Genomic DNA, 23,694 nt, shown 5'->3' on the forward strand with positions numbered 1-23,694 from the left:
TTGCGGCACAGTCCTCAGCCCTTCTTCGGCCTGGCCGGGGCCTCGCCGAGCTCGACGGCGGTGACGGTCACGGCCGGGGCCTCGCCGTCGTCGCCCGCGCGCGGCTCGGCCACGGCCAGGGTCATCGGGCCCGTCACCTTCGCGGCCTCGAGGAGGTCGGCGCGAACCTCCTCCACGCTCGCCTCGGCCTCGGGGGCCACGGCCAGCGCCACGGACAGGATCGGCGTCCTCTGGCTCGTCTTGGCCTCCGACTTGACCTTGCGCAGCGCCGCCAGCGCCTGGCCGGCGCGGACCACGAGGGCGGCGTCGGCGCCGGCGGAGGCCTCGCGCAGGGGCGCGGCCTTGGGCCAGGCGGCGCGGTGGACGCTGCCGGTGCGGTACCAGCTCCACACCTCCTCCGTGGCGAAGGGCAGGAAGGGCGCGAAGAGGCGCACGAAGGTGTCCACGGCGATGGCCAGGGCGGTGCGGGCGCTCGTGACGGCGGCCGGGTCGTGGGAGCCGTCCAGGTCATTGGCCCGGTCCTTGACGAGCTCGATGTAGTCGTCGCAGAAGGTCCAGAAGAAGGACTCTGCGGCCTCCAGGGCACGGGCGTGCTCGAAGCCCTCGAAGGCGGTGGTCGCGGCATCCACGACATCCGCCAGGGCCGCCAGAACGGCCCGGTCGATCGGCTCGGTGACGGCGGTGGCGTCCAGGTGCGGCGCGGGGGCGGCCGCGAGGGCCTCCTCGTCCGCATCCCAGGGCAGGCCCATGGACAGGGCGAACTTGGAGGCGTTGAGGAGCTTAATGGCCAGGCGGCGGCCGATCTTGATCTGCTGCTCCTCGAAGGCCGCGTCCAGGCCCAGGCGGGCCGAGGCCGCCCAGTAGCGCACGGCGTCGGCCCCGAACTTCTCCAGCAGGCCCATGGGGGTCTCGGCGTTGCCCTTGGACTTGCTCATCTTCTTGTGGTCCGAGTCCAGGATCCATCCGGAGATGCCCGCGTGCCTCCAGGGTAGGGCGCCGAACTCCAAGTCCGCGCGCACCACGGAGGAGAACAGCCAGGTGCGAATGATGTCCTGGCCCTGAGGGCGCAGGTCCATGGGGTAGACGCGGTTGAAGAGGTCCTCGTCCGTCAGCCAGCCGGAGACCAGCTGGGGGGACAGGGAGGAGGTCGCCCAGGTGTCCATGATGTCGAGCTCGGCGGTGAAGCCGCCCGGCCGGTCGCGCTGGTCCTCGGTATAGCCGGCCGGGATATCCGAGGAGGGATCGATCGGCAGCTCGGCCTCGGCGGGGGTCAGGACGCGGGAGTGGTCCACCTCGCCGTCGTCGTCGATCGCGTACCAGACAGGGAAGGGCACCCCGAAGAAGCGCTGACGGGAGATGAGCCAGTCGTTGTTGAGGCCCTTGACCCAGTTCTCATAGCGCACCCGCATGAAATCGGGGTGGAAGTCGAGCTCGGCGCCACGAGCGAGCAGGTCGGCGCGAAGATCGGAGCCCGTGGCCGGATTCGTCCAGTCCTTCCCGCCGTTGCGCAGGTACCACTGGCGGGAGGTGACGATCTCCAGGGGCTTGTCGCCCTTCTCGAAGAAGTTCGTCTGGCGGGTGGTCGCGGTCGGCTCGCCGCGCATCTCGCCGCTGGCGGCCAGGGCGGCAACGATGGTCTCCCGCGCCGAATAGGTGGTCTTGCCGGCCATGGCCGCGTAGGCCTCACGGCCCGCCCCGGTGGTGATCCAGTCGGGGGTCTCGGCCTCGATGCGCCCGTCCTTGCGCAGGATGGCGCGCAGCGGCAGGCCGAGGTCCCGCCACCACTCGATGTCCGTGGTGTCGCCGAAGGTGCAGCACATGGCGATGCCGGCGCCCTTGTCCCTCTCCGCCGCCGGGTGGGCCAGGACCGGGACCTCGACGCCGAAGACGGGGGAGGCCACGGTCGTGCCCAGCAGCGGCCGGTAGCGCTCGTCATCGGGATGCGCGATGAGCGCCACGCAGGCAGCGAGCAGCTCGGGGCGCGTGGTCTCGATGCACACGTCATGGGTGCCGGCCGGGCCGGTCTCGATCGGGGCGCCCGCCGCGGCCGCGCGCTCGGCGGCGTCGGCGTCGACGATGTGGAAGGCCAGGCGGTGGTAGAAGCCCGGGTACTCGCGGGACTCGAGCTCCGCCTGGGCGACGGCGGTCTGGAAGGTGACGTCCCATAGGCCCGGGGCCGCCGCCTGGTAGGCCTCGCCGCGCTCCAGGTTGCGCAGGAAGGCGGCCTGGGCGACCTTGCGGGCGCGCTCGCCGATGGTCTGGTAGGTCTGCTTCCAGTCCACGCTCAGCCCGAGTCGGCGCCACAGGGCCTCGAACTGGGCCTCGTCGATGGCGGTCAGGCGCTCGCAGAGCTCGACGAAGTTGCGCCGCGAGATCGGCTTCTGGTCCCGGGCCTTGATGGACTTGCCCTCACCGCCGGTGCGCGGGGGGGTGAAGTCGGGGTCGTAGGGCAGGCAGGGGTCGCAGCGCACGCCGTAGTAGTTCTGGACGCGGCGCTCGGTGGGCAGGCCGTTGTCATCCCAGCCCATGGGGTAGAAGACCGCCTTGCCGCGCATCCGCTGGTAGCGGGCGAGGGCATCCGTGTGCGTGTAGGAGAAGACGTGCCCCACGTGCAGCGAGCCCGACGCCGTCGGGGGAGGGGTGTCGATGGAGAAGACCTCGGGGCGCTCGGCGGAGCGGTCGAAGGCGTAGGTTCCGTCCTCCTCCCAGCGCTGCCCCCAGGTGGACTCCAGGCCGTCGGCGCTCACCTTGGCCGGCACGCGCGGGCTGCGGAGCTGCGAGGGGATGAAACGGGATGAGTTGCTGGGCTGCGACATGCCGCTGATTCTGTCACGGTGCCGCCTCGGCGCTCCAAGTAGGTGGGATGACGCGCCTGTGAGGTGGGCTACCAGGCCGCGAGGTTCGGGACCGGGCTCCCATCGGCCGGCCCCAGCCCCTCTTCTCGGCCCGAGGACCGGTTTCGATGCCGTTTTCGACCGGTCTCGCTCCTGTTTTCGACCGGTCTCGCTCCTAGGATCCCAGCTCGCGGTCCCTGGTGACCGTGGCCTCGAAAGCCCGCACGACGGCATCGGAGAATCCCGCGCGCTCCATCGCCGTCAGCCCGGCGATCGTCGTGCCGCCCGGCGAGCAGATGGCGTCGATGAGATCCGCCGGGGTGCGGGGCGGCTCGGCGGCGCTGCCCGCCCGGGCGGCCAGCGCCGAGCCCAGCACGGCCTGGGTGACGATCTCGACCGCCGTGCTCTTGGGGATCCCGCCCAGAACGCCCGCCCGGGACAGCGCCTCGATGAAGGCCAGGACGAAGGCGGGGGAGGATCCCGCCAGGCCCACGAAGGCGGAGAAGTCCTTGTCCTCCAGTTCCACGGTGCGCCCGACGGCGCCCATGAGCGCGCGCACCGGCGCCATGGCAGTCTCATCCACACCCGGGCCCGCCGCCAGCGCCGTCATCGAGGCGCCCACCCCGGCGGCCATGTTCGGCATCGCCCGCACCACCCGGGCGCCGGCGGGCAGGAGGGCGCTCAGACGCGAGAGGGTGAGCCCCGCGGCAATGGACAGCACGAGTGGCGATCGCTCGGCCAGTACGGGGGCGATCCCCTCCACGACCCCGGGCAGCACCTGCGGCTTGACCGCGAGGATGAGGACGTCGCCCGCCCCCAGGCGGCGCAGGAGGGCGGCGGAGTCGGGCACGTGCTCAGCGCCCGTCTCCTCGGCCAGGGCCCTGGCCGAGCCATGGGCGCTTGTGATGAGGAGGGAAGCAGGGGCGATGCCCGCGCCGATCGCCCCTCGAACGATCGCGCCCGCCATGTTCCCCGCGCCGATGAAACCGTAGATCGTCATCGCCCCAGGCTACCCGCCCGGTGAGCGATGGCACCGGGGGGAGGGCGATCTCATCCGGCCCTCTTCGATCTCTGCCCACCTCGGATGATCCATATGGCGCAGGCCCGGGAGGCGGTCCACAATGGCCGTATGAGCACCCCAGACCCCGCACGACCAGCGCCCGCCGGGCCCACCGCCGATCCCGCCATCGAGTCCGTCCCGGTGCGCCGCGCGCTCGTCACCGGCGCCTCCACCGGGATCGGGGCCGCCACCGTCCGTCTCCTGCGGGCCCACGGATGGGAGGTCGTCGCCACCGCCCGGCGCATTGAGCGCCTGGCCGCCCTGGCCGCCGAGACCGGCTGCGCCTGGATCGCCGCCGATCTGCAGAGGCCGGGGGACATCGAGCGCCTGGCCCGTCAGGCCCAGGCGGCCGGTCCCATCGACGCCGTGGTCAACAACGCCGGCGGCGCGATCGGCGTCGACCCCGTGGCCGAGGGCAAGCCCGAGGAATGGCTGACCATGTACGAGCGCAACGTCCTGGGGGCGCTGCGCGTGAGCCAGGCCTTCCTGCCCGCGATGCGCGAGCGCGGCGGCGACCTCCTCTTCCTCACCTCCACGGCCGGCCAGGCCACCTACCCCGGGGGCGCGGGCTACGTGGCCGCCAAGCATGCCGAGCGCATCATCGCCAACACCCTGCGCCTCGAGCTCGTCGGCGAGCCCGTGCGGGTCATCGAGATCGCCCCGGGGCTGGTGGCCACGGAGGAGTTCTCTCTCAACCGCCTCCACGGCGACGCCGCCGCGGCCGCGCGCGTCTACGAGGGCGTCGCGGCCCCGCTGACGGCCGACGACGTCGCCGAGTGCATTGTGTGGGCCCTGGAGCGCCCCGCCCACGTCAATATCGATTCCCTCACCGTGCGCCCCCGCGCCCAGGCCTCCAACACTGTCATCGCGCGCGACAGTTGAGCGGCGCTGCCCGCTCCGACAGGTGCGGTTCGCTCCCACAGGTGCGGGCGGGACGCGCCTCTCGGGGCGGGTGGCACCGGCCGATGGGCAGGGGCGCGCTCAGTGCGCGGCGATGCTCAGGCGGCGCGCAGGTAGCGCTCGACGACGACCTCGGCCAGGGCGGCATGGTGGCCGATCGGCGGGGCGAGGACCTCGGCACCGCTGGAGCGCAGGGCCGCTGAGAAGCGCCCCTCGGCCAGCAGGTAGCTGGCCACCGCGATCGAGCGCGCCCCCTCGGCGCGCCATGCCGCCACCGCCTCGCTCACGCTCGGCGCGCCCCCGGACAGGTAGGCGGCGCGCACCGGCGGGCCGACCCTCGACTCCATCTCGCGGGCCGCCCTCTCCGCCTCCCGCACCGGCGCGGCCCGTCGTGATCCCGCTGCGGCCAGGACGATCCCATCCAGATCGCCCCAGTGGGCGCCCCGCTCCTCGAGCCGCGCGCCGAGCCGGTCGACGACGGCGCCGATGAGCGCCGGGTGCGGGCCCAGGTGCTCGGTGATCCTGGCCGGGCCATGCTCGCCCACCATGGCCGGCAAGTCCTTCTCCACGTGATGCCCCGATCCGAGGAAGACCGGCACCACCACCGGGTTCGCTCCGCCCCGAAGAGCCTCAACCGCGCTGGGCGACTGGAACTCGACATACCCGTGACCCACGTCCACCCCGGGCAACCGCGCCGCGACGTCCTGGGCCACGCGCTCCAGGAAGGGCACCGGCCCGGGCCGGCGCGTCCCATGGGCCAGGAGCACGAGGCGGCGGAACCGCTCGGGCGGGTTCCGGCCGGTGATCGCGCCCCCGCTCATAGCCCGGCGCCCGCCCGTGCTCCCACGCCCGCCGGCCCGCAGGGCGAGGCCGTGCGGAGCGCCGACTCCCCGGTTCCCGGAGCCGCCGCGGCAAGGCGGCGCGCGCGCCGCGCTCCACGCGCGCTGATGGCGATCAGCGCCGCCAGGACCGGCGCGAGCGCGCCGGTGATCCCGATGGAGAGCGGTGCCGGGGCGCCGAGCCAATGGAGGATCGTCATCAGATTCGTGCACATGATGAGAGCGCCGACACCGCTGCCCAGCACCGGCCCGGGCAGGCGGGAGACCGCCCAGGCGGCCAGCGGGGCCGCGATCGCGCCCCCGGTGAGCACCGCCAGGACCACGCCGATCTCGATCCCGGCCGTCCCCAGACCCGCCAGGAAGCCCGCCGAGGCCGCCACGCTCACGAGGAATTCCGCCGTGTCGACACTTCCGACCACCGTGCGCGGGGCCGTGCGCCCCCGGCTGAGCAGTGTCGTCGTCGCCACGGGCCCCCAGCCGCCCCCGCCGGTGGCGTCGATGAAGCCCGCCAGGAGCCCCAGCGGCGCCAGGGAGCGCGTCGAGTGTGGGCTCCGGCGGGCCGTGGGGGCCGCGAGTGGGCGGATGGCGAAGCGCGCCAGCACGTAGAGCCCGAGCACCAGAAGGATCGTGGAGCTGATCGGAGTGGCCGCCTCGCCGGGCAGATGCGACAGGGCCGTGGCGCCGAGGAACGCTCCCACCGCGCCGGGACCTGCCAGCCGGGCGGTGAGCCGCCAGTCCGTATTGCCCAGCCGGTGGTGGGAGGCCCCCGAGACAACGGTCGTGCCGATCTCGGCCAGGTGTACCGAGGCGCTGGCCAGGGCCGGGCTGAGGCCGGCCAGCAGCAGGAGGGAGGAGCTCGTGACGCCGTAGCCCATGCCGAGGGCGCCGTCGACGAGCTGGGCGATGAGGCCGGCGAGGGCCAGGATGATGAGTCTGCGCATGATGTCCTCCGCGTGTGCGTGGTCCCCGGTTCGGGATGGGGCGGGTGGCGCTCAGGCCCCGGGGATGAGCCGGCGCTCCCAGTCGGGGCTGAGGGTGACGACGTCGCCGAGCACGATGACCGCCGGCGCGGCCACGCCGAGAGAGAAGGCGACCTCGGGCAGGCATCGCAGGATCGTCGTCGTCACCCGCTGATCGGGGCGCAGGCCGCTCTCGACGGCAGCCGCCGGGGTGAGGGGATCTGCGCCGCGACCCAGCAGGATCGACACTGAGCGGGCCAGATGAGTGACCCCCATGAGCAGCACGAGCGTGTGGTCCCGGCGCGCGGGCACGGTGGAGATGAGGTCCTCGTGGGCGCTGACCACGGAGAATCCGCGGGCCAGGCCCCGGTGGGTGACGGGGATGCCCGCCGCCGCCGGCACGGCCACGGCCGAGGTGACGCCCGGGACGACCTCCACATCGACGCCGGCCGCCCGGCAGGCCTGGACCTCCTCGCCGCCCCGCCCGAGGACGAAGGGGTCCCCGCCCTTGAGGCGCACGACCCGCGCCCCGCCCCGGGCGCGCTCGACGAGCAGGGCGTCGATGCCGTCCTGGGGGACGAGGTGGCGCCCAGGGCGCTTGGAGACGTCGATGACCTCCGCGCCCGGCGGGCAGTGCTCGAGGAGCTCGTGCGGCGCCAGCCGGTCGATGACGACGACATCGGCCGCTTCCAGCAGCTCCAGTCCTCGTACGGTGATGAGTGAGGCATCCCCGGGTCCGGCGCCCACGAGGGCGACTGAGCCCGCGCCCGGAGTGCTGCCGCCGGGATCGCCGGGATCCGTGGGGGAACCGGGGCCCGGGGGCGCGAGCGCCGTGCGCCGCCCGCTCATGCCCGCTCCCCGGACGGCGCGGGAGCGGACTCAGCGGCGCGCGCCATGCCCGCCGCCAGTGTCCAGCCGTCATGGGCGTCGATGACGAGGAAGGCGCCATCGGTGCGGGAGCGCTTGTAGGGGGCCGCCGGGATGGCCTCGGCCAGGCGCAGGTGAGCCCGTCCGATGTCGTTGAGGGCGAGGCCGTCCGCGTCCACGAGCGCGAGGCCGTCCAAGTCCAGGCGCCCGGCGATACTCGTGACCACCGCGTGGACGGTCCTCGTGCCGTGCTTGACCAGGACGCGGTCGCGCTCGCGCAGCGGCCGGTTGGACAGCCACGCCAGGCTCGCCTCGATCTCGCGGGTGGGCGCGGGCGCCCCATCGGGCGCGGCGAGCAGGTCCCCGCGTGAGAGGTCGATGTCATCGGCCAGCTCGAGCGTGACCGACTGGCCGGTGACGGCGCGCTCCAGCGGGCGATCGCCCAGGTGGATCCCCGTGACCCTCGTGGCGCGCCCCGAGGGCAGGGCGACGACCTCATCGCCGATCGCCACGGCGCCCGACGCGACCTGCCCGGCGTAGCCGCGGAAGTCCTCCAGGCCGCGAGGGGCGGCGCTCTGGGGACGGATGGCGCACTGCACCGGCAGGCGGAAGGGCCGGCCCGCCTCCGGCGGCTCCACAGGGATCGTCTCGAGCAGCTCCAGGAGCGCCGGGCCCGAGTAGAAGGGCGTGCGCGCGGAGCGGGTGACGATGTTGTCCCCCTCCAGCGCCGAGGTCGGCAGGGTCCTCGCGTCGGGCAGGCCCAGCCCCGCCGCGACGCCCTGGACATCGGCCGCCACCCGGGCGTAGACCTCGGCGGAGTAGCCGACGAGATCGATCTTGTTGACCGCGACGACGACGTGCGGCACCCGCAGCAGCGCCGCCACCGCCAGGTGGCGCCTCGTCTGCTCGACGACGCCGTGGCGGGCGTCGACCAGCAGGACGACGAGGTCCGCGGTGGACGCCCCCGTGACGGTATTGCGGGTGTACTGAACGTGCCCGGGGCAGTCGGCCAGGATGAACGAGCGTCCCGGGGTGGCGAAGTAGCGGTAGGCGACGTCGATCGTGATGCCCTGCTCGCGCTCGGCGCGCAGGCCGTCGGTGAGCAGGGCCAGGTCCGTGCGGGTCATGCCCCGGTCGAGGCTGACCCGCTCGACGGCGGCGAGCTGGTCGCGCAGGACCGACTTGGAATCGAACAGGAGGCGGCCCACGAGCGTGGACTTGCCGTCGTCGACGCTGCCGGCCGTGGCCAGGCGCAGCAGGCCCGCGGGCCGGCCCGCCGCGGGGGCGCTGGCCGTGAGGGGCGGGGCGGTGAGCGGGTGAGCGGTCGGGGTCATCATGCGTCCTCGGGGTCGTCGGTGGGGTGAGGGGGAGAGGATGAGGGCCGGGGCGGCTCAGAAGTAGCCCTCCTTCTTGCGGTCCTCCATCGCCGCCTCCGTCAGGCGGTCGTCGGCGCGCGTCGCGCCGCGCTCGGTGAGTGCGGAGGCGGCCACCTCGACGGCGATCTCGTGGTTGGTGGCGGCGCCCGAGAGCACGGCGCCGGTGCAGGACATGTCACCGACGGTGCGGTAGCGCACGGTGCGCCTCTCGGTCTCCTCACCCGGGCGGGGCCGGGTCACCGGGGTGACGGCGAGCCACATGCCGTCACGGCGGAAGACCTCGCGCTCGTGGGCGTAGTACAGGCTCGGCAGGGCGATGTCCTCGCGCTCGATGTAGCGCCACACGTCCAGCTCGGTCCAGTTGGACAGGGGGAAGACCCGCACGTGCTCGCCCGGGGCGTGCCGGGGGTTGAACAGCGTCCACAGCTCGGGGCGCTGATTGCGCGGATCCCACTGCCCGAACTCATCGCGCAGGGAGAAGACGCGCTCCTTGGCCCGAGCCTTCTCCTCGTCGCGCCGGCCCCCGCCGAAGACGCCGTCGAAGCCGCCCGCGGCGATCGCGTCGAGCAGCGGGCGGGTCTGCAACGGGTTGCGGGTGCCGTCGGGGCGCTCGCGCAGCCGGCCGTCGTCGATGTAGTCCTGGACGGATACGACGACGAGCCGCATGCTGGCGGCCTCGGCGGTGGCGTCGCGGTAGGCCAGGACCTCGGGGAAGTTGTGCCCGGTATCGACGTGGAGCAGCGGGAAGGGTACGGGCCCCGGCCAGAAGGCCTTGCGCGCCAGGTGGAGCATCACCACCGAGTCCTTGCCGCCGCTGAACAGCAGGACGGGGCGGGCGCACTCGGCGACCGTCTCGCGGATGATGAGGATCGCCTCGGCCTCCAGCGCGTCGAGCTCGTCGAGCGCGGGGCGGGCAGCGGTGGTCGAGGTGATGCTCATAGGTGGATCCCGCATTCGGTCTTGGTGAATCCGGCCCAGCGGCCGGAACGTGGGTCTTCTCCCGGGGCGACGCGCGCCGTGCAGGGCTCGCAGCCGATCGAGGGGTAACCGTCGGCCAGCAGCGGGTTGACGACGACGCCGTGCTCGGAGGCATAGGCGAGAAGCTCGTCGAAGCTCCAGGCGGCCAGCGGATTGATCTTGACGATCCGGTGCGCCTCGTCGAAGCCCACGAGCGGGGTGGAGGTGCGGGTGACGGCGTCCTCGCGGCGCAGGCCGGTGGCCCAGGCCTCGTAGCCGGACAGGGCCCTGGCCAGCGGCGCCACCTTGCGCAGGGCGCAGCAGCGCGAGGGATCCCGGGAGTGGAGGGCCTGCCCGTAGCGCTCATCCTGCTCGGCGACCGTCAGCTCGGGCAGGACATCGATGACGGTGACGTCCATGGTCTCGGCGACGGCGTCGCGGGTCCCCTCCGTTTCGGCGAAGTGGTAGCCCGTCTCGAGGAAGAGCACGTCGACGCCGGGGATCCGCGCGGCGATGACATGCGGCAGCACGGCGTCGGCCATCGAGCAGGCGACGGCGAGGCTGTCGGGGAACGCCCTCGCGGCCCAGGCGACGACCTCCTCGGCGGGGGCGTCGTCGCCCAGCTCGGCGGCGCCCGCGGCCGCCAGGGCGCGCAGCTCGTCCTCGCCGCGCCTGGGGCAGCGGGGCGAGCGGGGGGCATTGGCGCCCCGGGCGCTGAGGCGGCCGAAGCGGCCCACGGGGGCGCCGGCGGTGCTGGTCGTGCCGGCCGTCGCGGTGGTCATGCGAGTCTCTCCTCATCCGCGCGCTGCGCCCATTGGGCGAAGCTCTCCTCGGGGTAGCGGTCGGCCAGGTAGACCCGCACCACCCTCTCGATGTAGTCGGGCAGGCCATCAGCGGCGACCTTGAGGCTGCGGACAGTGCGCCCCAGCTCGGCCTCCTCATGGCCGGGGGCGGCCAACCCTCCGCCCAGGTGGATCTGGAAGCCCGGAGCCCGTTCGCCGTCGACGGTGATGATCTGGCCCTTGAGGCCGATATCCGCCGTCTGGATGCGCGCGCAGGAGTTCGGGCAGCCGTTGATGTGCACGGTCAGGGGGCGCTCGAGGTCGGCGTCGGCCAGGCGCTCATCGAGCTCGGCGGCCACGCGCGCGGCGAGGGCCTTGGTCTCCACGATCGCGAATTTGCAGAACTCGATGCCGGTGCAGGCCAGCATCCCGCGAGTGAAGGTACCGGGATCGGGGTCGATGCCGAGAGCCACCAGGCCCTCGCGCGCCTCCTCGACGCGCTCGGCGGGAACATCGAGCAGGAGGATGTTCTGCAGGGGAGTGGTGCGCGCGCGGTTGGAGCCCACGCGCTCGGCGAGGTCGGCCAGGCCCAGCATGACATCCCCCGACAGGCGGCCCACCGGGGGCTTGGCGCCGATCCAGTAGCGCCCATCGGCCTGGCGGTGCGTCCCGAGGTGGTCCCGGCAGCCGCGCGGCGGTCCCGGGGCCGGGCCATCGGCCAGGGCATAGCCGAGATAATCGGCCTCCAGGACCTCCCGGAACCGCTCCGGCCCCCACTGCGCCATGAGGAACTTCAACCGCGCCTTGTTGCGCAGGCGCCGGTAGCCGTAGTCGCGGAAGATGCGGATGACCCCCCACCACACCTCGGGCACCTGCTCGGGCCGCACGAATGCGCCCAGGCGCTTGCCGAGGAAGGGCGCGGTGGACAGGGCGCCCGCGATCCACAGGTCGTACCCCGGGCCGAGCTCGGGGTGCTCGACGCCGACGAAGGAGATGTCGTTGATCTCGTGGAGCACGTCCAGGCTCGGTGAGCCGGTGAACGCGGTCTTGAACTTGCGCGGCAGGTTCACGATCTCGGGGTCGCCCAGGCAGGTGTCGTGCAGGTGGCGCGCCGCCTCGGAGGGGTCGATGATCTCCTCGGGGTCGATCCCGGCCACGGGGGAGACGAGGAAGCCGCGGGGCGTGTCCCCGCAGGCCTCGATCGTGGTCAGTCCCACCTCCTCCAGACGGCGCCACATCTCGGGCACGTCCTCGATCCGGATCCAGTGGAGCTGGAGGTTCTGCCTGTCGGTGATGTCGAGAGTGCCGCGGGCGAATTCGTTCGAGATGGCGCCGATGACGCGCATCTGCTCCACCGACAGCGACGCGCCGTCCATGCGGATGCGCTGCATGAAGTAGCGGTCGGAGAGCTCGGAGGCGCTCAACTGGGCGGTCCGGCCGCCGTCGATCCCCTGCTTGCGCTGCGTGTAGAGCGCCCACCAGCGAAAGCGGTTGTGGAGGTCGTCGTCGGGGATCGCGTCGTAGCCGGCGGACGCGTAGGCGTCGATGATGCGCTGGCGCGCGCCGAGCGGGTCCCCGTCCTGCTTGAAGGCCTCATTGGGGTTCAGGGGCGCGCGGCCGTCCACCAGCCACTGGCCGTTGGACCGCCCCGAGCGCGGGGGCCGCAGGTCGCGGCCCCCCGCGGGGCCCGCCGCGCTGCTCGTCGTGGTGCTCATGTCTCCTCCAGGTGGGCGGCGCCGGGCGTCTGAAGGGGAGTCGGATCAAGAGGCTCCCCGCGGTGCCGCTCCCGTGCGGGCGGTCTGCCGCTGGGGGGAGTTGTGCTCGGCTCCGGACGCCTCATCGCGCCGGAATCCGATGATCGCGGTATCAACCGCTGCGGTCAGGCGCTCGTCAGGCCTGACAACACATGACCCAGCCGTGCCCACGCGGCGTCGACGCGGGGCGTGCCCAGCGGGTTGTGACGCGGCGTGCTGTGGTCATATGCCGGAGTGTAAGTCCCGGTCTGCGCTGATGCGATGGGGTGCTTGCATGGTGAGACCGGGCCCCGGCAGGGGCACGGCGACGCGGAGACGGGCGGCGCGCCTCCCCCGCGCCGCCCGCTGCGGGAAGGCCGGGGGCGGACCGAGGGATGTGTCGAGGACGACGCCGCGCGGGCCCGATCCCCGCTGGCCGCTCCCGGCGCCGCTGGCTACACTCCTGCGCTATCAGGCAGCGACCCGGCCGATCCGCCACGCGGCGATCGGGCATCACCGGCGAGCCTCCGGCAGAACAGCGCCGGGCCCCTGGGCCCGTCCGCCCAGTAGACCCGGACGGGACAGCCCGTCACAGCTGATGATGAAGCGGTCGCACCGCGCGCAGCCCTCGGGCGAGGCGCGGCGCGGCAAGCGAGGTGGTACCGCGGTGCGGCCCCGCCGGCCAGGGAACTCCCGGGCGGTGAGCGTCGGCGTCGTCCTCGTGAGTCCCGTCCACCCGGATGTTCACGAGCGAAAGACGCGAGGCACATGGCTGAGCAGACCCAGCGGAGCACCGCCGCCCACACCGGCGCCGCCTTCTACCCCCTGCACCGAGACGGCGAGCGGGTCGACCCCTCCCCGTCCTTCCCCGCCCTGGAGCAGGAGACCCTGGCCTACTGGAGGGCGGACGGCACCTTCGCCGCCTCCGTCGAGGCCCGCCCCGCCCACGACGCGGGTGGGCGCTCCAACGAGTTCGTCTTCTACGACGGCCCGCCCTTCGCCAACGGCCTGCCCCACTACGGGCACCTGCTGACCGGATACGTCAAGGACGCCGTCGGCCGCTTCCAGACCCAGATGGGCCGCCGCGTCGAGCGCCGCTTCGGCTGGGACACTCACGGCCTGCCCGCCGAACTCGAGGCCCAGCGCCTGCTCGGCATCGACGACGTCTCCGAGATCACGCGCCCCGGCGGCCTCGGCATCGAGGCCTTCAACGCCGAGTGCCGCACCTCCGTGCTGCGCTACACCAAGGAATGGGAGGACTACGTCACCCGCCAGGCGCGCTGGGTCGACTTCGAGGGCGACTACAAGACCCTCGACCCCACCTACATGGAGAGCGTCCTGTGGGCCTTCAAGAGCCTCTACGACAAGGGCCTGGCCTACCAGGGATACCGCGTGCTGCCCTACTGCTGGCACGACCGCACGCCCCTGAGCAACCACGAGCTCAAGATGGACGACGACGTCTACCAGGACCGCCAGGACAACACGGTCACCGTGGGCATGCCGCTGACCGAGGCTATCCTCGACGGCGCCCCCGAGCTCATCCTCATCTGGACGACGACCCCCTGGACCCTGCCGTCCAACCTCGCCGTCGCCGTGGGGCCGGACGTCGACTACGCCGTCGTCGAGGTGCCCGCGGGGCTCGACTCCCCCCTGGCCGGCCGCCGCGTCATCCTGGCCGAGGCGCTCGTGGGCTCCTACGTCAAGGAGCTGGCCGCCGAGGGCTCCGAGCCCGCCGTCCTGGCCCACCTGAAGGGCTCCGAGCTGGTGGGGCGCCGCTACCACCCGATCTTCGACTACTTCGATGACGACGCCCACCGCGCCGAGGGCGCCGCCCCGGGCCCGAACGGCTGGACGATCATCGCCGGCGACTACGTCACCACCGAGGACGGCACCGGGCTGGTCCACATCGCCCCGGCCTTCGGTGAGGACGACATGCTCGTGTGCCAGGAGGCCGGGATCGGCGCCGTCATCCCCGTCGACGACGGCGGCGTGTTCACTTCCGAGGTCCCCGACTACGCCGGCCTGCAGGTCTTCGACGCCAACAAGCCGATCACCGTCGACCTGCGCGACGGCTCCGGGCCGCTGAAGGGCCGGGAGGAGGCCGCCCGGCCCGTCCTCGTGCGCCAGGCCTCCTACGTGCACAGCTACCCGCACTGCTGGCGCTGCCGCAAGCCGCTCATCTACAAGGCGGTCTCCTCCTGGTTCGTGCGGGTCACCGCCATCAGGGACCGCATGGTGGAGCTCAATCGGGAGATCACCTGGACTCCCGCCCATATCAAGGACGGCATCTTCGGCAACTGGCTCGCCGGGGCCCGCGACTGGTCGATCTCGCGCAACCGCTACTGGGGGGCCCCGATCCCCGTATGGGTCTCGGACGACCCCGCCTACCCGCGCACCGATGTCTACGGCTCCCTCGCCGAGCTGGAGGCCGACTTCGGCGTCGAGGTCACCGATCTGCACCGCCCCTTCATCGACACCCTGACGCGCCCCAACCCGGACGACCCCACGGGCAGGTCGATGATGCGCCGCATCCCCGATGTCCTGGACTGCTGGTTCGAGTCCGGCTCCATGCCCTTCGCCCAGGTCCACTACCCCTTCGAGAACGTCGACTGGTTCGAGTCGCACAACCCCGGCGACTTCATCGTGGAGTACATCGGGCAGACCCGTGGCTGGTTCTACACCCTCCACGTGCTGGCCACCGCCCTGTTCGACCGCCCCGCCTTCACCTCCTGCGTCTCTCACGGCATCCTCCTGGGCGACGACGGCGCGAAGATGAGCAAGTCCCTGCGCAACTACCCCGACGTCTCCATGGTCTTCGACCGTGACGGCGCCGACGCCATGCGCTGGTTCCTGCTGTCCAGCCCCGTCGTGCGAGGAGGCAACCTCGCGGTGACCGACAAGGCCATCCGCGACACCGTGCGCCAGGTTCTCCTGCCCCTGTGGAACACCTGGCACTTCTTCGCCCTGTATGCCGGGCAGATGAACGACGGCGAGGGCTACGTCAGCCCCGGCGTGGACCTGTCCGACGCCGCCCTGTTCGGCCGCAAGGGTTCCCTGCACGTCATGGACCGCTACATCCTGGCCCGGGCGCGCGACCTGGCCGACACCGTGGGCGCCCAGATGAGCTCCTACGAGATCACCGGCGCCACGGTGACCATCCGCGACTTCCTCGACGTGCTCACCAACTGGTACCTGCGCACCTCGCGCTCGCGGTTCACCGACGACGATCCCGCCGTCGCCAGGCCCGCCTTCGACACCCTGGCCACCGTGCTGCGCGTCCTGACAGAGGTCATGGCGCCGCTCGCCCCGCTGGTGAGCGAGGAGATCTGGCGGGGGCTGACCGGTGGGCGCTCGGTCCACCTGACCGACTGGCCCGTCCTGCCCGCACACGTCGCCGACCCGGCCCTCGTGACCGCCATGGACGAGGCCCGCGAGGCCGTTTCCGCCGCTCTCAGCCTGCGCAAGGCCGAGAAGCTGCGCGTGCGTCAGCCGCTGCGCTCCCTGCTCATCGCCACCGCGCAGCCGGGCGGCCTGGCGCCCTTCGCCGATCTCATCGCCGAGGAGGTCAACGTCAAGGAGGTCCGCGTCCTCGACGCCGCCAACGCCGGCTACGAGCTGCGTGAGGAGCTCTCCCTCAACCCGAGGGCCTTCGCCCCCGAGGTCCGCAAGCTCACCTCCAAGCTCTTTGATGCCGTCAAGGCGGGGCAGTGGGCCCTCACTGAGGACGGCGACGCGCGCTTCGACGGTGTGACGATCGACGGCGCGCCCGTGGTCCTGGAGGCGGAGGAGGGCTCCTTCACCCTCACCCAGCGCATCGAGGTCGATGACGACGCCTTGAGCGCCACCGTCCTGGCCTCTGGCGCCTTCGTGGTCCTGGACACCGCCCTCGACGAGGAGCTCGAGGCCGAGGGCTGGGCGCGCGACCTCATCCGTCTCGTCCAGGACGAGCGCAAGGCCGCCGGTCTCCACGTGGGCGACCGGATCCGCCTGACCCTCACGGTCCCCGAGGACCGGGGCGCCTGGACGGGGGCGCACCTCGCCCTCATCAAGGCCGAGACCGGCTGTGCGGACGCCTCGGTCGTCGCCAGCGCCTCGGTGGGTCAGCCCAGTGCCGCCGTCGTCCGGAGCGAGGGCTAGCGACGACTGAGAGGGCGGCCCGCTTCCCGGAGCCGGGCCGCGCCATAATGAGCCGCGGGGGCGGCCGACCGCATGATCGCGGCCGGCCGCCCCCGCAGCATTCAACGAGCGTGGGGGATTGCGGCCAATTCTGAGAAAACCCTGGGAGCTCCTTCGAAGGTGGCATGACGTTCGACATGCATTCGGAGTGACCTATCTCCCGAAGTTCCGTCGAAAGTCGATATTCTGTTGACACCTTTGGGTGGTCTCACTAGCCTGACAAGGGTGTTCACTTCAGTTGTGATTGTTTCGTGATTGAAGTGTTCGACTCGGCGCACCTCGGTGATACGGCGCTCGTCCTGGCTGATTCACTGTGCTCGGCACAGGTGATTCGGGAGTCCCTCAAACCCTGCTGAGCTGAGTCAGTCGAAATCCCGTCTTCGTACTCAAAGGAAATCGATGACCCAGGAGAACTCCACCGGTATCCATGCTCATACTGGCGCGGAGCGGCGCATAGCAGGGTCGGATGCCCTCCCCGAAGGGCGCCCGGCGGGCTCAGCGGCAGGGGATGCCCCGCTGGTGTCCGTGATCGTCCCCTCGTTCAACTCCGAGGACCATGTCGCCGAGACGATCCGCAGCGTTCTGGACCAGACCATGGCAGACCTGGAGGTCATCGCTGTCGACGACGCCTCGACGGACTCCACCGTTCCGATCCTCACCGATTTCGCGGCGCAGGACTCCCGGATCACCGTTCTCGTGCAAGGCGAGAACCAGGGCGTCGCCAAGGCGAGGAACCGCGGACTCGAGGCCGCCCGGGGGCGCTACATCGCCTACCTCGACTCCGACGACCTGTGGGCGCCGGCCAAGCTGGAGCGGCAGATCGCCTTCATGAGGCGGACCAAGGCCGGGGTCTGCGTCACCTCCTACGAGACCATCGAGGAGGATGGCGAGCACCGGAATTACGTCCACGCGCCCCGCTCGTTCACGTACAAGCAGTTCCTCAAGAACACGATGACCTGCACGCTCTCAGTGGTTTTCGATACCACGATCGTCGATCGCTCCCTCCTGGTCATGCCGGACCTGCGCCGCGGGCAGGACGCCGCCACCTGGCTGCAGGTGATGAAGCGCGGCCACCGCTTCCACGGTCTGGACGAATGCCTCGCCAAGTACAGGAAGACCGTGGGGTCCCTGTCCTCCAACAAGGTCAAGGCGGTCAAGCGCACCTGGCGCCTCTACAGGGATGTCGAGCGCCTGCCCCGTCCCTACGCCGCCTACTGCCTGGCATGGCAGTTGTCCCACGCGATGATGCGACGCCGGAGGAGCTCCTGATGAGAACACGGACGGCAGCGCTGCTCTCCCTCACAGGCGCTGCCATCGCAGTCACGGGCATCAGTGCGCTCCGGGGCCGCGCCGCCCACCGGTCCGACGAGGTCGGCGAGGGCCGCCGCATCGGGGTCATGGGCAGGATCGACCTCGGCGAGACGATGGTCGACGGCCAGACCGTCAAGACCCGGGTGGTCTACCGCCACCTCGCCCATCGATTCGGCGCCGACGCCATCCGCACCGTCGACACCCTCGACTACCGCCACCACCCCCTGCGGGTGGTCAAGGACGCGGCGCGCTGCCTGGCCGTGTGCGACGACGTCGTGGTGCTCCTGTCCGACAACGGCCGCCGCTTCTTCTTCCCCGTGCTCGCCCTGGCCGCCTCCATGCGCGGCACGCGCGTCTTCCACAACCTCATCGGAGGCCGCCTCGCCGACGATATCGAGCGCGATCCCTCGGGCCGCCTGGTGCGCTGCCTCAACGCCTTCCAGGTCAACTGGGTGGAGAGCCGGGCCCTCGTGGCCCGCCTGACTGAGCTCGGCGTGCGCAACGCCGCCTACCTGCCCAACTTCAAGGACTTCGATCCCGCTGCCGCCCGCCTCGACGCGCCCGAGGCCCGCCCCGCGCGCCTGTGCATGTTCAGCAGGGTGGTCCCGGGCAAGGGCATTGAGAACGCCGTGCGAGCCGTGGCCTCCCTCAACGGGGACGCGTGCCCGGGCGGCCCCGAGGCCGTGCTCGACATCTACGGGCCGATCGACGAGGACTACGAGGCTGAGTTCCACGCCCTCATTGAGAGCGCACCACACACCCGGTACATGGGCGCCGTCAAGCCCGAGCGGGGCGTGGAGACCATCCGGGACTACTCCGCGCTGCTCTTCCCCACCGAGTTCTGGGGGGAGGGGATCCCAGGGACCATCGTCGACGCCATGGGCGCGGGCCTACCCGTTATCGCCAGTCGCTGGGCGTACTACTCCGAGATGCTCACCGACGGCGTGACAGGACTCGGCTACGACTTCGAGCGCCCCGAGGACCTCCGCCCGACCATCGAGGCCTTCCTCGCCCTGCCGCACCAGGAGGTCGAGGCCATGCGCCGCGCCATTCACGAGCGCGCCGAGGCCTACACCGCCGGCGCCGTCTTCGAGCGGATCGCCGAGGCCCTCACCGCCCGCCCCTGAGGCGGGCCCCGCCCCCCCTTCCCCCGAACCACCCACGGATCACGAGGACAAGCGCCGATGACACGCACGCAGCCCAACGGCTCGCCGACGGCAACGCGATCGCAGCCCGCCATGCGCATCATGCTCGTTACCCACGGGCTGGGCACCGGAGGCGCCGAGATGATGGTCCTCAACCTCGCCCGCGAGCTGAAGCGCTCCGGGCATCCCGTGCTCGTGGCCTGCCTGGGCTCGGGGGACACCGACATCGCCGACGCCCTGCGCGATGCGGGCGTGCGCGTGGAGGCCCTGGGCAAGAGGAAGGGCCCGGACCCCCGCGCCACCGCCGGGCTGCGGCGCCTCATCCACGAATTCCGGCCCACCGTCATCCACACCCACCAGCCGGTGCTTGCCTACGTCCTGCCCGCCGTGCGCCTGAGCGGGGCCCGCCCCCGCCTCATCCACACCGTCCACTCCGTGGCCACCCATGAGACCCGCCTGCCCGTCCTGCGGCGCTTCAACCGCTACGCCTTCAGGCACGGGGTCGTGCCCGTCGCACTGGGCGAGGAGGTCCGCGACTCGATCTGCCGCGAGTACCGACTCGCCCCCGAGGGCGTTCCCGTGGTCCGCAACGGCGTGGACGTGGGCGCCTTCGCCTGCGAGCGCGACCTCGATTCCCCCGGCCCCGGTGCCCGGCGGCGCGCCCCGCGCCTGCTGTGCGTGGCCCGGCTCGCGCCGGTGAAGAACCACGCCCTCCTCCTCGACGCCGTCGCCGCCCTGGTCCGCGCCGGGCGCGACGCCAGCCTCACCCTCGTGGGCGACGGCCCCCTCGTGGCCGATCTCGGACAGCGCGCGAGAACCCTCGGCATCGCCGATCGCGTCCGCTTCGCGGGTCCTCAGCGCAACCCCGCCCCCTTCTACGCCGAGGCGGACATCTTCGCGCTGGCCTCCGAGTACGAGGGCCTGCCCATGAGCGTCATCGAGGCCATGGCCGCCGGCCTGCCCGTCGTGGCCACGGCCGTCGGGGGAATGCCCAGCATCGTCGCCGACGGCCTCAATGGCGCTCTCATCAACCCCCGCGCTCCCCAGGCCGCCCAGGAGATCGCCGCGGCCGTCGCGCGCATCTGGGAGGACCCCGGGCGCTACAGCCGGCTCAGCCGCGCGGCACTCGCCACGGCGAAGGACCACTCCGCACGAGCCATGATGGAGGCCTACTGTGACCTCTACCGTTGAGATGAGTACGGGGACCGTGCCCCGGGGCCGTCTGAGCGCCCGACGGGGCGACGGCGCCGCGACCGGCACGGCCGGCGCCCTCAAGGAGGCCCTCGTCGGCTTCGCCCGGCGCTGCTACCCGCTGCGCTACCTCGGACTCATGATGATCTGCGGAATTCTCATGAAGCCGAGCCTGGTCGATGAGAGCGCGTCCCTGGCGCCCCTGGTCAAGGCCCTCACGGCCGTCGTCTTCCTCGGGCTCGTCCTGGCCTACCTCGCCCGCCGGGTGGCGCTGTCGGCCACGCTGACGCTCTTCATCCTCTACCGCCTCGCCTACCTGCTGCCCACCCTGCTGCACGACGGCGACCTGCTCAACTGGGGCTACGCCTCCATCGCCCAGGTGAGCGTCCTGATGGTCATCGAACTGCACGTCGGCGGCGAGGAGGACTCCCGCAGGCGGCTCCTGAGGGTCCTGACGGACCTCCTCCTGCTCTACCTCATGGTCAACGCCGCGATGATCCTGCTGGGGATCTCCAAGGACGCCGCCGCCGGCGCCCAGTTCTCCCAGCCCTCCTACCTCCTGGGCATCCGCACCAGGGTCACCGACACGATCTTCCCGGCCACGATGCTGGCCTTCCTCTACGACTCCACCTCGCCCAGGCGCTGGGGCTGGCGCTCGGTCATCGCCGTGGGCACCGGCCTGCTCCAGATCGCCTTCCTCCACGTGGCGACGGCGCTCGTCGGCACCGCCATCGCCGCCATCACCTACGTCATGGTCTCCCTGCGGCCCCATGGGCGGGGCCTGCTGTCCATGAGGGCCGTCACCGTGGGCGGGCTCGTCGTCACGCTGCTCGTCGTGGTGGTGCGGATCCACCTGCTGTTCGCCTCCCTCATCGAGGGCACCCTGGGCAAGTCGCTCACGCTGACGGGCCGCACCGACATCTGGGACGCCGCCCTGCCGATCGTCGCTGAATCGCCGTTGCTCGGCCACGGCATCAACCATGAGTTCGGCAGGTTCGCCCCCGGTCTCGACGGCGGGCTGTGGCAGGCCCACAACCAGTACCTCCAGATCATGCACGACGGCGGGCTCATCGCCGTGGGCCTCTTCGGCGCCCTGCTGTGGACGGCCAGCGCCCGGATAGACCGATCGGCCTGCGATCCCCGGGCCAGGGCGGCCCTGACCGCCGTCTACGCGGCGATGTCGGTGATGGCCGTCAGCGAGATCTACATCTACAACATGGCCCTGTTCATCCTCATCCCCTTCCTCGCCAGCCGGGTCGTGGAGCTGACGGGCGGCAGCCGCGCCGCCGGGACCAGCCCCCGTGAGAGGAGCGCCGACCGATGAGCCTGCCCTCACGAGTCATCCACGGCGCGCGCCGATCCCTGGCCGCCTCCCGGTTCCGCCGCGCCTCCTCGGCCGGGGTGCTCCGGACCGGCGAGGACCTGCGCCTGGGCTCCTACGCCCGCTGCTCCGCCGGCTCCACGCGCGCCCCGTCCGTGACCATCGGCGACCACGTCTTCCTCGACGCCACGCTCATGACGCGCGGCGCGGGAACCATCGCCATCGGCTCGCACTGCTGGATCGGGGGAGCGGGGGCCAGCCTCATCGGCGCCGTCGAGTCGATCAGCATCGGCTCCGACGTCATCATCTCCACCCACGCCCATATCTTCGACCACAACAGCCACCCTACCGACCCCGGGGCCCGCCTGCGCATGACGCGCGGCGAGCACGGCGGACCCCTGTGGGACTGGACCGAGGCCGAATCTGCCCCCGTGGTCATCGAGGACAACGTGTGGATCGGCGAGTACACGATGGTGCTCAAGGGCGTGACCATCGGGCACGGCTCGGTGGTGGCTGCACACGCCGTCGTCACCAAGGACGTGCCGTCCCACTCGATCGTCGCGGGCAACCCCGCCCGAGTCGTCAAGAGGCTGCAGTGAGAAGGAGCCCGTTCCGCCGCCCTACCGGCAGCGCCGTCGACTCCCTGCTGCTGGCCAGCGTCAAGATCGTGACGCTGGGCTCGACCATGGCCAATACGATGATCCTGTCGCACAGCCTGTCGCTGACCGACTACGGCACCTACGCCCAGGGCGTCCTACTGGTGACCATCTGCTCGGACTCCACCATCCTGGGGATGGCCGACGCCGTCAACTACTTCTTCAACCGCGGCGGGAAGCGGCGTCTCTCACGCGCCTACGTGCGCACCATCGTCATGATCCAGACGTTCGTCGGCCTGGTGACCGCCCTGGCGATGATCCTCGCCCGGGGCGCCATCGGCGACTACTTCTCCAACCCCCTGCTGCCCCCGCTCATCATCCTGCTCATGGCTCGGCCCATGCTCACGAATATGACCAGCGTCTTCCAGGTCCTCATCGTCTCGATCGGGCAGGCGCGGGTCATCGCGATCCGCAACCTTGTGCTGGCAGCGCTGAAGTTCATCGCCGTCCTCATCACGGCCACCATCACCTCCGACCTGGCAATCCTGTTCGCGATGCTCCTCGCTCTCGACGCGGCGTCCCTGCTGTGGTTCTGGGACAGCTTCCGGCGCTGGCGCTACCCCGTGTGGCCGTCACTGCCCAGCTGGCGCCGCATCCGCCAGATCCTGGGACTCGCTCTGCCCATGGGCGTATACGTGCTGACGGCCACTTTCATGAGGCAGATCGGCGCGCTCGTCATCGGCATGAACGAGCCTACTGAGCGCTACGCCGTCTACTCCAACGCCTCCATGGTCCTGCCCCTCGACCTCATCTCCGCCTCCTTCCTCACTGTCATCGTGCCGATCGTCACCCGCTACATCGGCGCCGACCAGAAGGAGCGCATCCGCGAGCTCTTCCGGCACTACCTGGCCGTCGGCTACCTGACCACCGGCACTTTCGCCGTGGCCTGCCTCGTGGTCGCCCCCGAGGTGGTGCAGGTCCTCTACGGCGCCCGCTACCTCGATGGCCTCGCCGTCTTCCGCCTCTACCTCGTCACCGCCATGGTGCGCTTCGCCAGCCTCTCGCTCATCCTGTCCGCCGCCGGCAGGACCCGCGCGCTCATGGCGGTCTCCCTGGTCGCCGTCACCGCCAACGCGGTGCTGTGCCCCGTGCTCTACGCCCTCATCGGCTTCATCGGGCCGGCCGTGGCCTCGGTCGTCGTCAACGCGGCGATGACCTGGGTCCTCCTGCGCCTCAGCCTGAAGGAGATCGAGGGGAGCCTGCGCTCGGCCCTCGACCCCCACGACCTCGTCCTCTACGTCTTGAGCGCGCTGGCCGCCGCGGCCGCGGGCGCCGGAGCGCGCTGGGCGCTGCTCTCGATCGGCGCCCCCGTGCCCGTGATCGCGGTGGTCGTCTTCACCGCCGTGACCGCAGCGGTCCTCGCCCTCAACCGGAGATCCCTCATGGGCTCGCTGCGCGCGATCAACGCGATGAAGTGATGGCCCGCTCCGGCAGGACCGGGACAACCGGTATGCCCGGCACCAGTGACATGACCGACATGACCGACAACGACCGAAGTGATCCCCGAGCAGGAAGGCTCCACATGTGTGACGCAACAGGATGGCCCGGCGCGGCCTCGCCCCACGGCATGGCACCGGACTGGACCGG

The 23,694-nt window shown here is 71.7% G+C and carries 17 protein-coding genes; 8 read left to right on the top strand and 9 right to left on the bottom strand.

Going from position 1 to position 23,694, the window contains the following annotated elements; all coding sequences use genetic code 11:
• Positions 1-14 precede the first annotated feature (14 nt).
• Together valS and proC are read right to left on the bottom strand one after the other, a co-directional pair.
• The gene (gene valS, locus B6G06_RS02415; protein ID WP_081170807.1) at positions 15-2,816 is read right to left on the bottom strand and encodes a valine--tRNA ligase; all 2,802 of its coding nucleotides are present in this window, start codon (positions 2,814-2,816) and stop codon (positions 15-17) included.
• A 193-nt stretch (positions 2,817-3,009) separates the two neighbouring features.
• A complete protein-coding gene (gene proC, locus B6G06_RS02420; RefSeq protein WP_080462448.1) occupies positions 3,010-3,834 on the bottom strand; it encodes a pyrroline-5-carboxylate reductase in 825 nt (274 codons plus the stop codon).
• Between the two features lie 129 nt (positions 3,835-3,963).
• Between proC and B6G06_RS02425 the strand changes: the two genes are divergently transcribed.
• Positions 3,964-4,776 (top strand): SDR family oxidoreductase, encoded by an 813-nt coding sequence (locus B6G06_RS02425; protein WP_081172156.1) that lies wholly within the window; start codon positions 3,964-3,966, stop codon positions 4,774-4,776.
• 116 nt (positions 4,777-4,892) lie between these two features.
• Here the strand turns inward: B6G06_RS02425 and B6G06_RS02430 are convergent, their stop codons facing one another.
• The 7 genes from B6G06_RS02430 to B6G06_RS02460 are packed head-to-tail and all read right to left on the bottom strand — an operon-like array spanning position 4,893 to position 12,289.
• Positions 4,893-5,615 carry a sirohydrochlorin chelatase gene (locus B6G06_RS02430; RefSeq protein WP_080462447.1) on the bottom strand — a complete coding sequence of 241 codons (723 nt, stop codon included), beginning with the start codon at positions 5,613-5,615 and terminating at the stop codon, positions 4,893-4,895.
• On the bottom strand, positions 5,612-6,574 hold the full coding sequence (locus B6G06_RS02435; protein WP_081170809.1) for a sulfite exporter TauE/SafE family protein: 963 nt from the start codon (positions 6,572-6,574) through the stop codon (positions 5,612-5,614). Before B6G06_RS02435 ends, B6G06_RS02430 begins: the two co-directional genes overlap by 4 nt.
• A gap of 51 nt (positions 6,575-6,625) precedes the next feature.
• Positions 6,626-7,441, bottom strand: a complete 816-nt coding sequence (cobA, locus tag B6G06_RS02440) for a uroporphyrinogen-III C-methyltransferase (protein ID WP_080462445.1) — start codon at positions 7,439-7,441, stop codon at positions 6,626-6,628.
• A complete protein-coding gene (locus B6G06_RS02445) occupies positions 7,438-8,796 on the bottom strand; it encodes a sulfate adenylyltransferase subunit 1 (RefSeq protein ID WP_081170811.1) in 1,359 nt (452 codons plus the stop codon). Before B6G06_RS02445 ends, cobA begins: the two co-directional genes overlap by 4 nt.
• Positions 8,797-8,850: 54 nt before the next feature.
• On the bottom strand, positions 8,851-9,774 hold the full coding sequence (gene cysD, locus B6G06_RS02450) for a sulfate adenylyltransferase subunit CysD (RefSeq protein WP_205635465.1): 924 nt from the start codon (positions 9,772-9,774) through the stop codon (positions 8,851-8,853).
• Complete coding sequence (locus tag B6G06_RS02455) at positions 9,771-10,574, bottom strand: phosphoadenylyl-sulfate reductase (protein ID WP_081170815.1); 804 nt, start codon at positions 10,572-10,574, stop codon at positions 9,771-9,773. Before B6G06_RS02455 ends, cysD begins: the two co-directional genes overlap by 4 nt.
• On the bottom strand, positions 10,571-12,289 hold the full coding sequence (locus tag B6G06_RS02460; RefSeq protein ID WP_081170817.1) for a nitrite/sulfite reductase: 1,719 nt from the start codon (positions 12,287-12,289) through the stop codon (positions 10,571-10,573). The genes B6G06_RS02455 and B6G06_RS02460 overlap by 4 nt, the downstream gene beginning before the upstream one ends.
• Positions 12,290-13,075: 786 nt before the next feature.
• Between B6G06_RS02460 and ileS the strand changes: the two genes are divergently transcribed.
• From ileS to B6G06_RS02495, 7 genes are all read left to right on the top strand, one after another.
• Complete coding sequence (ileS, locus tag B6G06_RS02465) at positions 13,076-16,444, top strand: isoleucine--tRNA ligase (RefSeq protein WP_081170819.1); 3,369 nt, start codon at positions 13,076-13,078, stop codon at positions 16,442-16,444.
• 438 nt (positions 16,445-16,882) lie between these two features.
• Complete coding sequence (locus tag B6G06_RS02470) at positions 16,883-17,752, top strand: glycosyltransferase family 2 protein (RefSeq protein WP_080462440.1); 870 nt, start codon at positions 16,883-16,885, stop codon at positions 17,750-17,752.
• Positions 17,752-18,921, top strand: a complete 1,170-nt coding sequence (locus tag B6G06_RS02475; RefSeq protein WP_081170821.1) for a glycosyltransferase family 4 protein — start codon at positions 17,752-17,754, stop codon at positions 18,919-18,921. The genes B6G06_RS02470 and B6G06_RS02475 overlap by 1 nt, the downstream gene beginning before the upstream one ends.
• A 57-nt stretch (positions 18,922-18,978) precedes the next feature.
• Entirely contained in the window at positions 18,979-20,130 is a 1,152-nt protein-coding gene (locus B6G06_RS02480) for a glycosyltransferase (RefSeq protein WP_081170823.1), read from the top strand.
• On the top strand, positions 20,114-21,454 hold the full coding sequence (locus B6G06_RS02485; protein ID WP_125898874.1) for an O-antigen ligase family protein: 1,341 nt from the start codon (positions 20,114-20,116) through the stop codon (positions 21,452-21,454). Before B6G06_RS02480 ends, B6G06_RS02485 begins: the two co-directional genes overlap by 17 nt.
• Positions 21,451-22,050: an acyltransferase gene (locus tag B6G06_RS02490; protein ID WP_081170827.1), complete on the top strand. Its 600-nt coding sequence runs from the start codon at positions 21,451-21,453 to the stop codon at positions 22,048-22,050. Before B6G06_RS02485 ends, B6G06_RS02490 begins: the two co-directional genes overlap by 4 nt.
• A complete protein-coding gene (locus B6G06_RS02495) occupies positions 22,047-23,525 on the top strand; it encodes a lipopolysaccharide biosynthesis protein (protein WP_081170828.1) in 1,479 nt (492 codons plus the stop codon). The genes B6G06_RS02490 and B6G06_RS02495 overlap by 4 nt, the downstream gene beginning before the upstream one ends.
• The last annotated feature ends 169 nt before the right edge of the window (positions 23,526-23,694 follow it).

It is taken from the genome of Actinomyces gaoshouyii (genome assembly GCF_002076915.1).
Taxonomy (GTDB): domain Bacteria; phylum Actinomycetota; class Actinomycetes; order Actinomycetales; family Actinomycetaceae; genus Actinomyces; species Actinomyces gaoshouyii.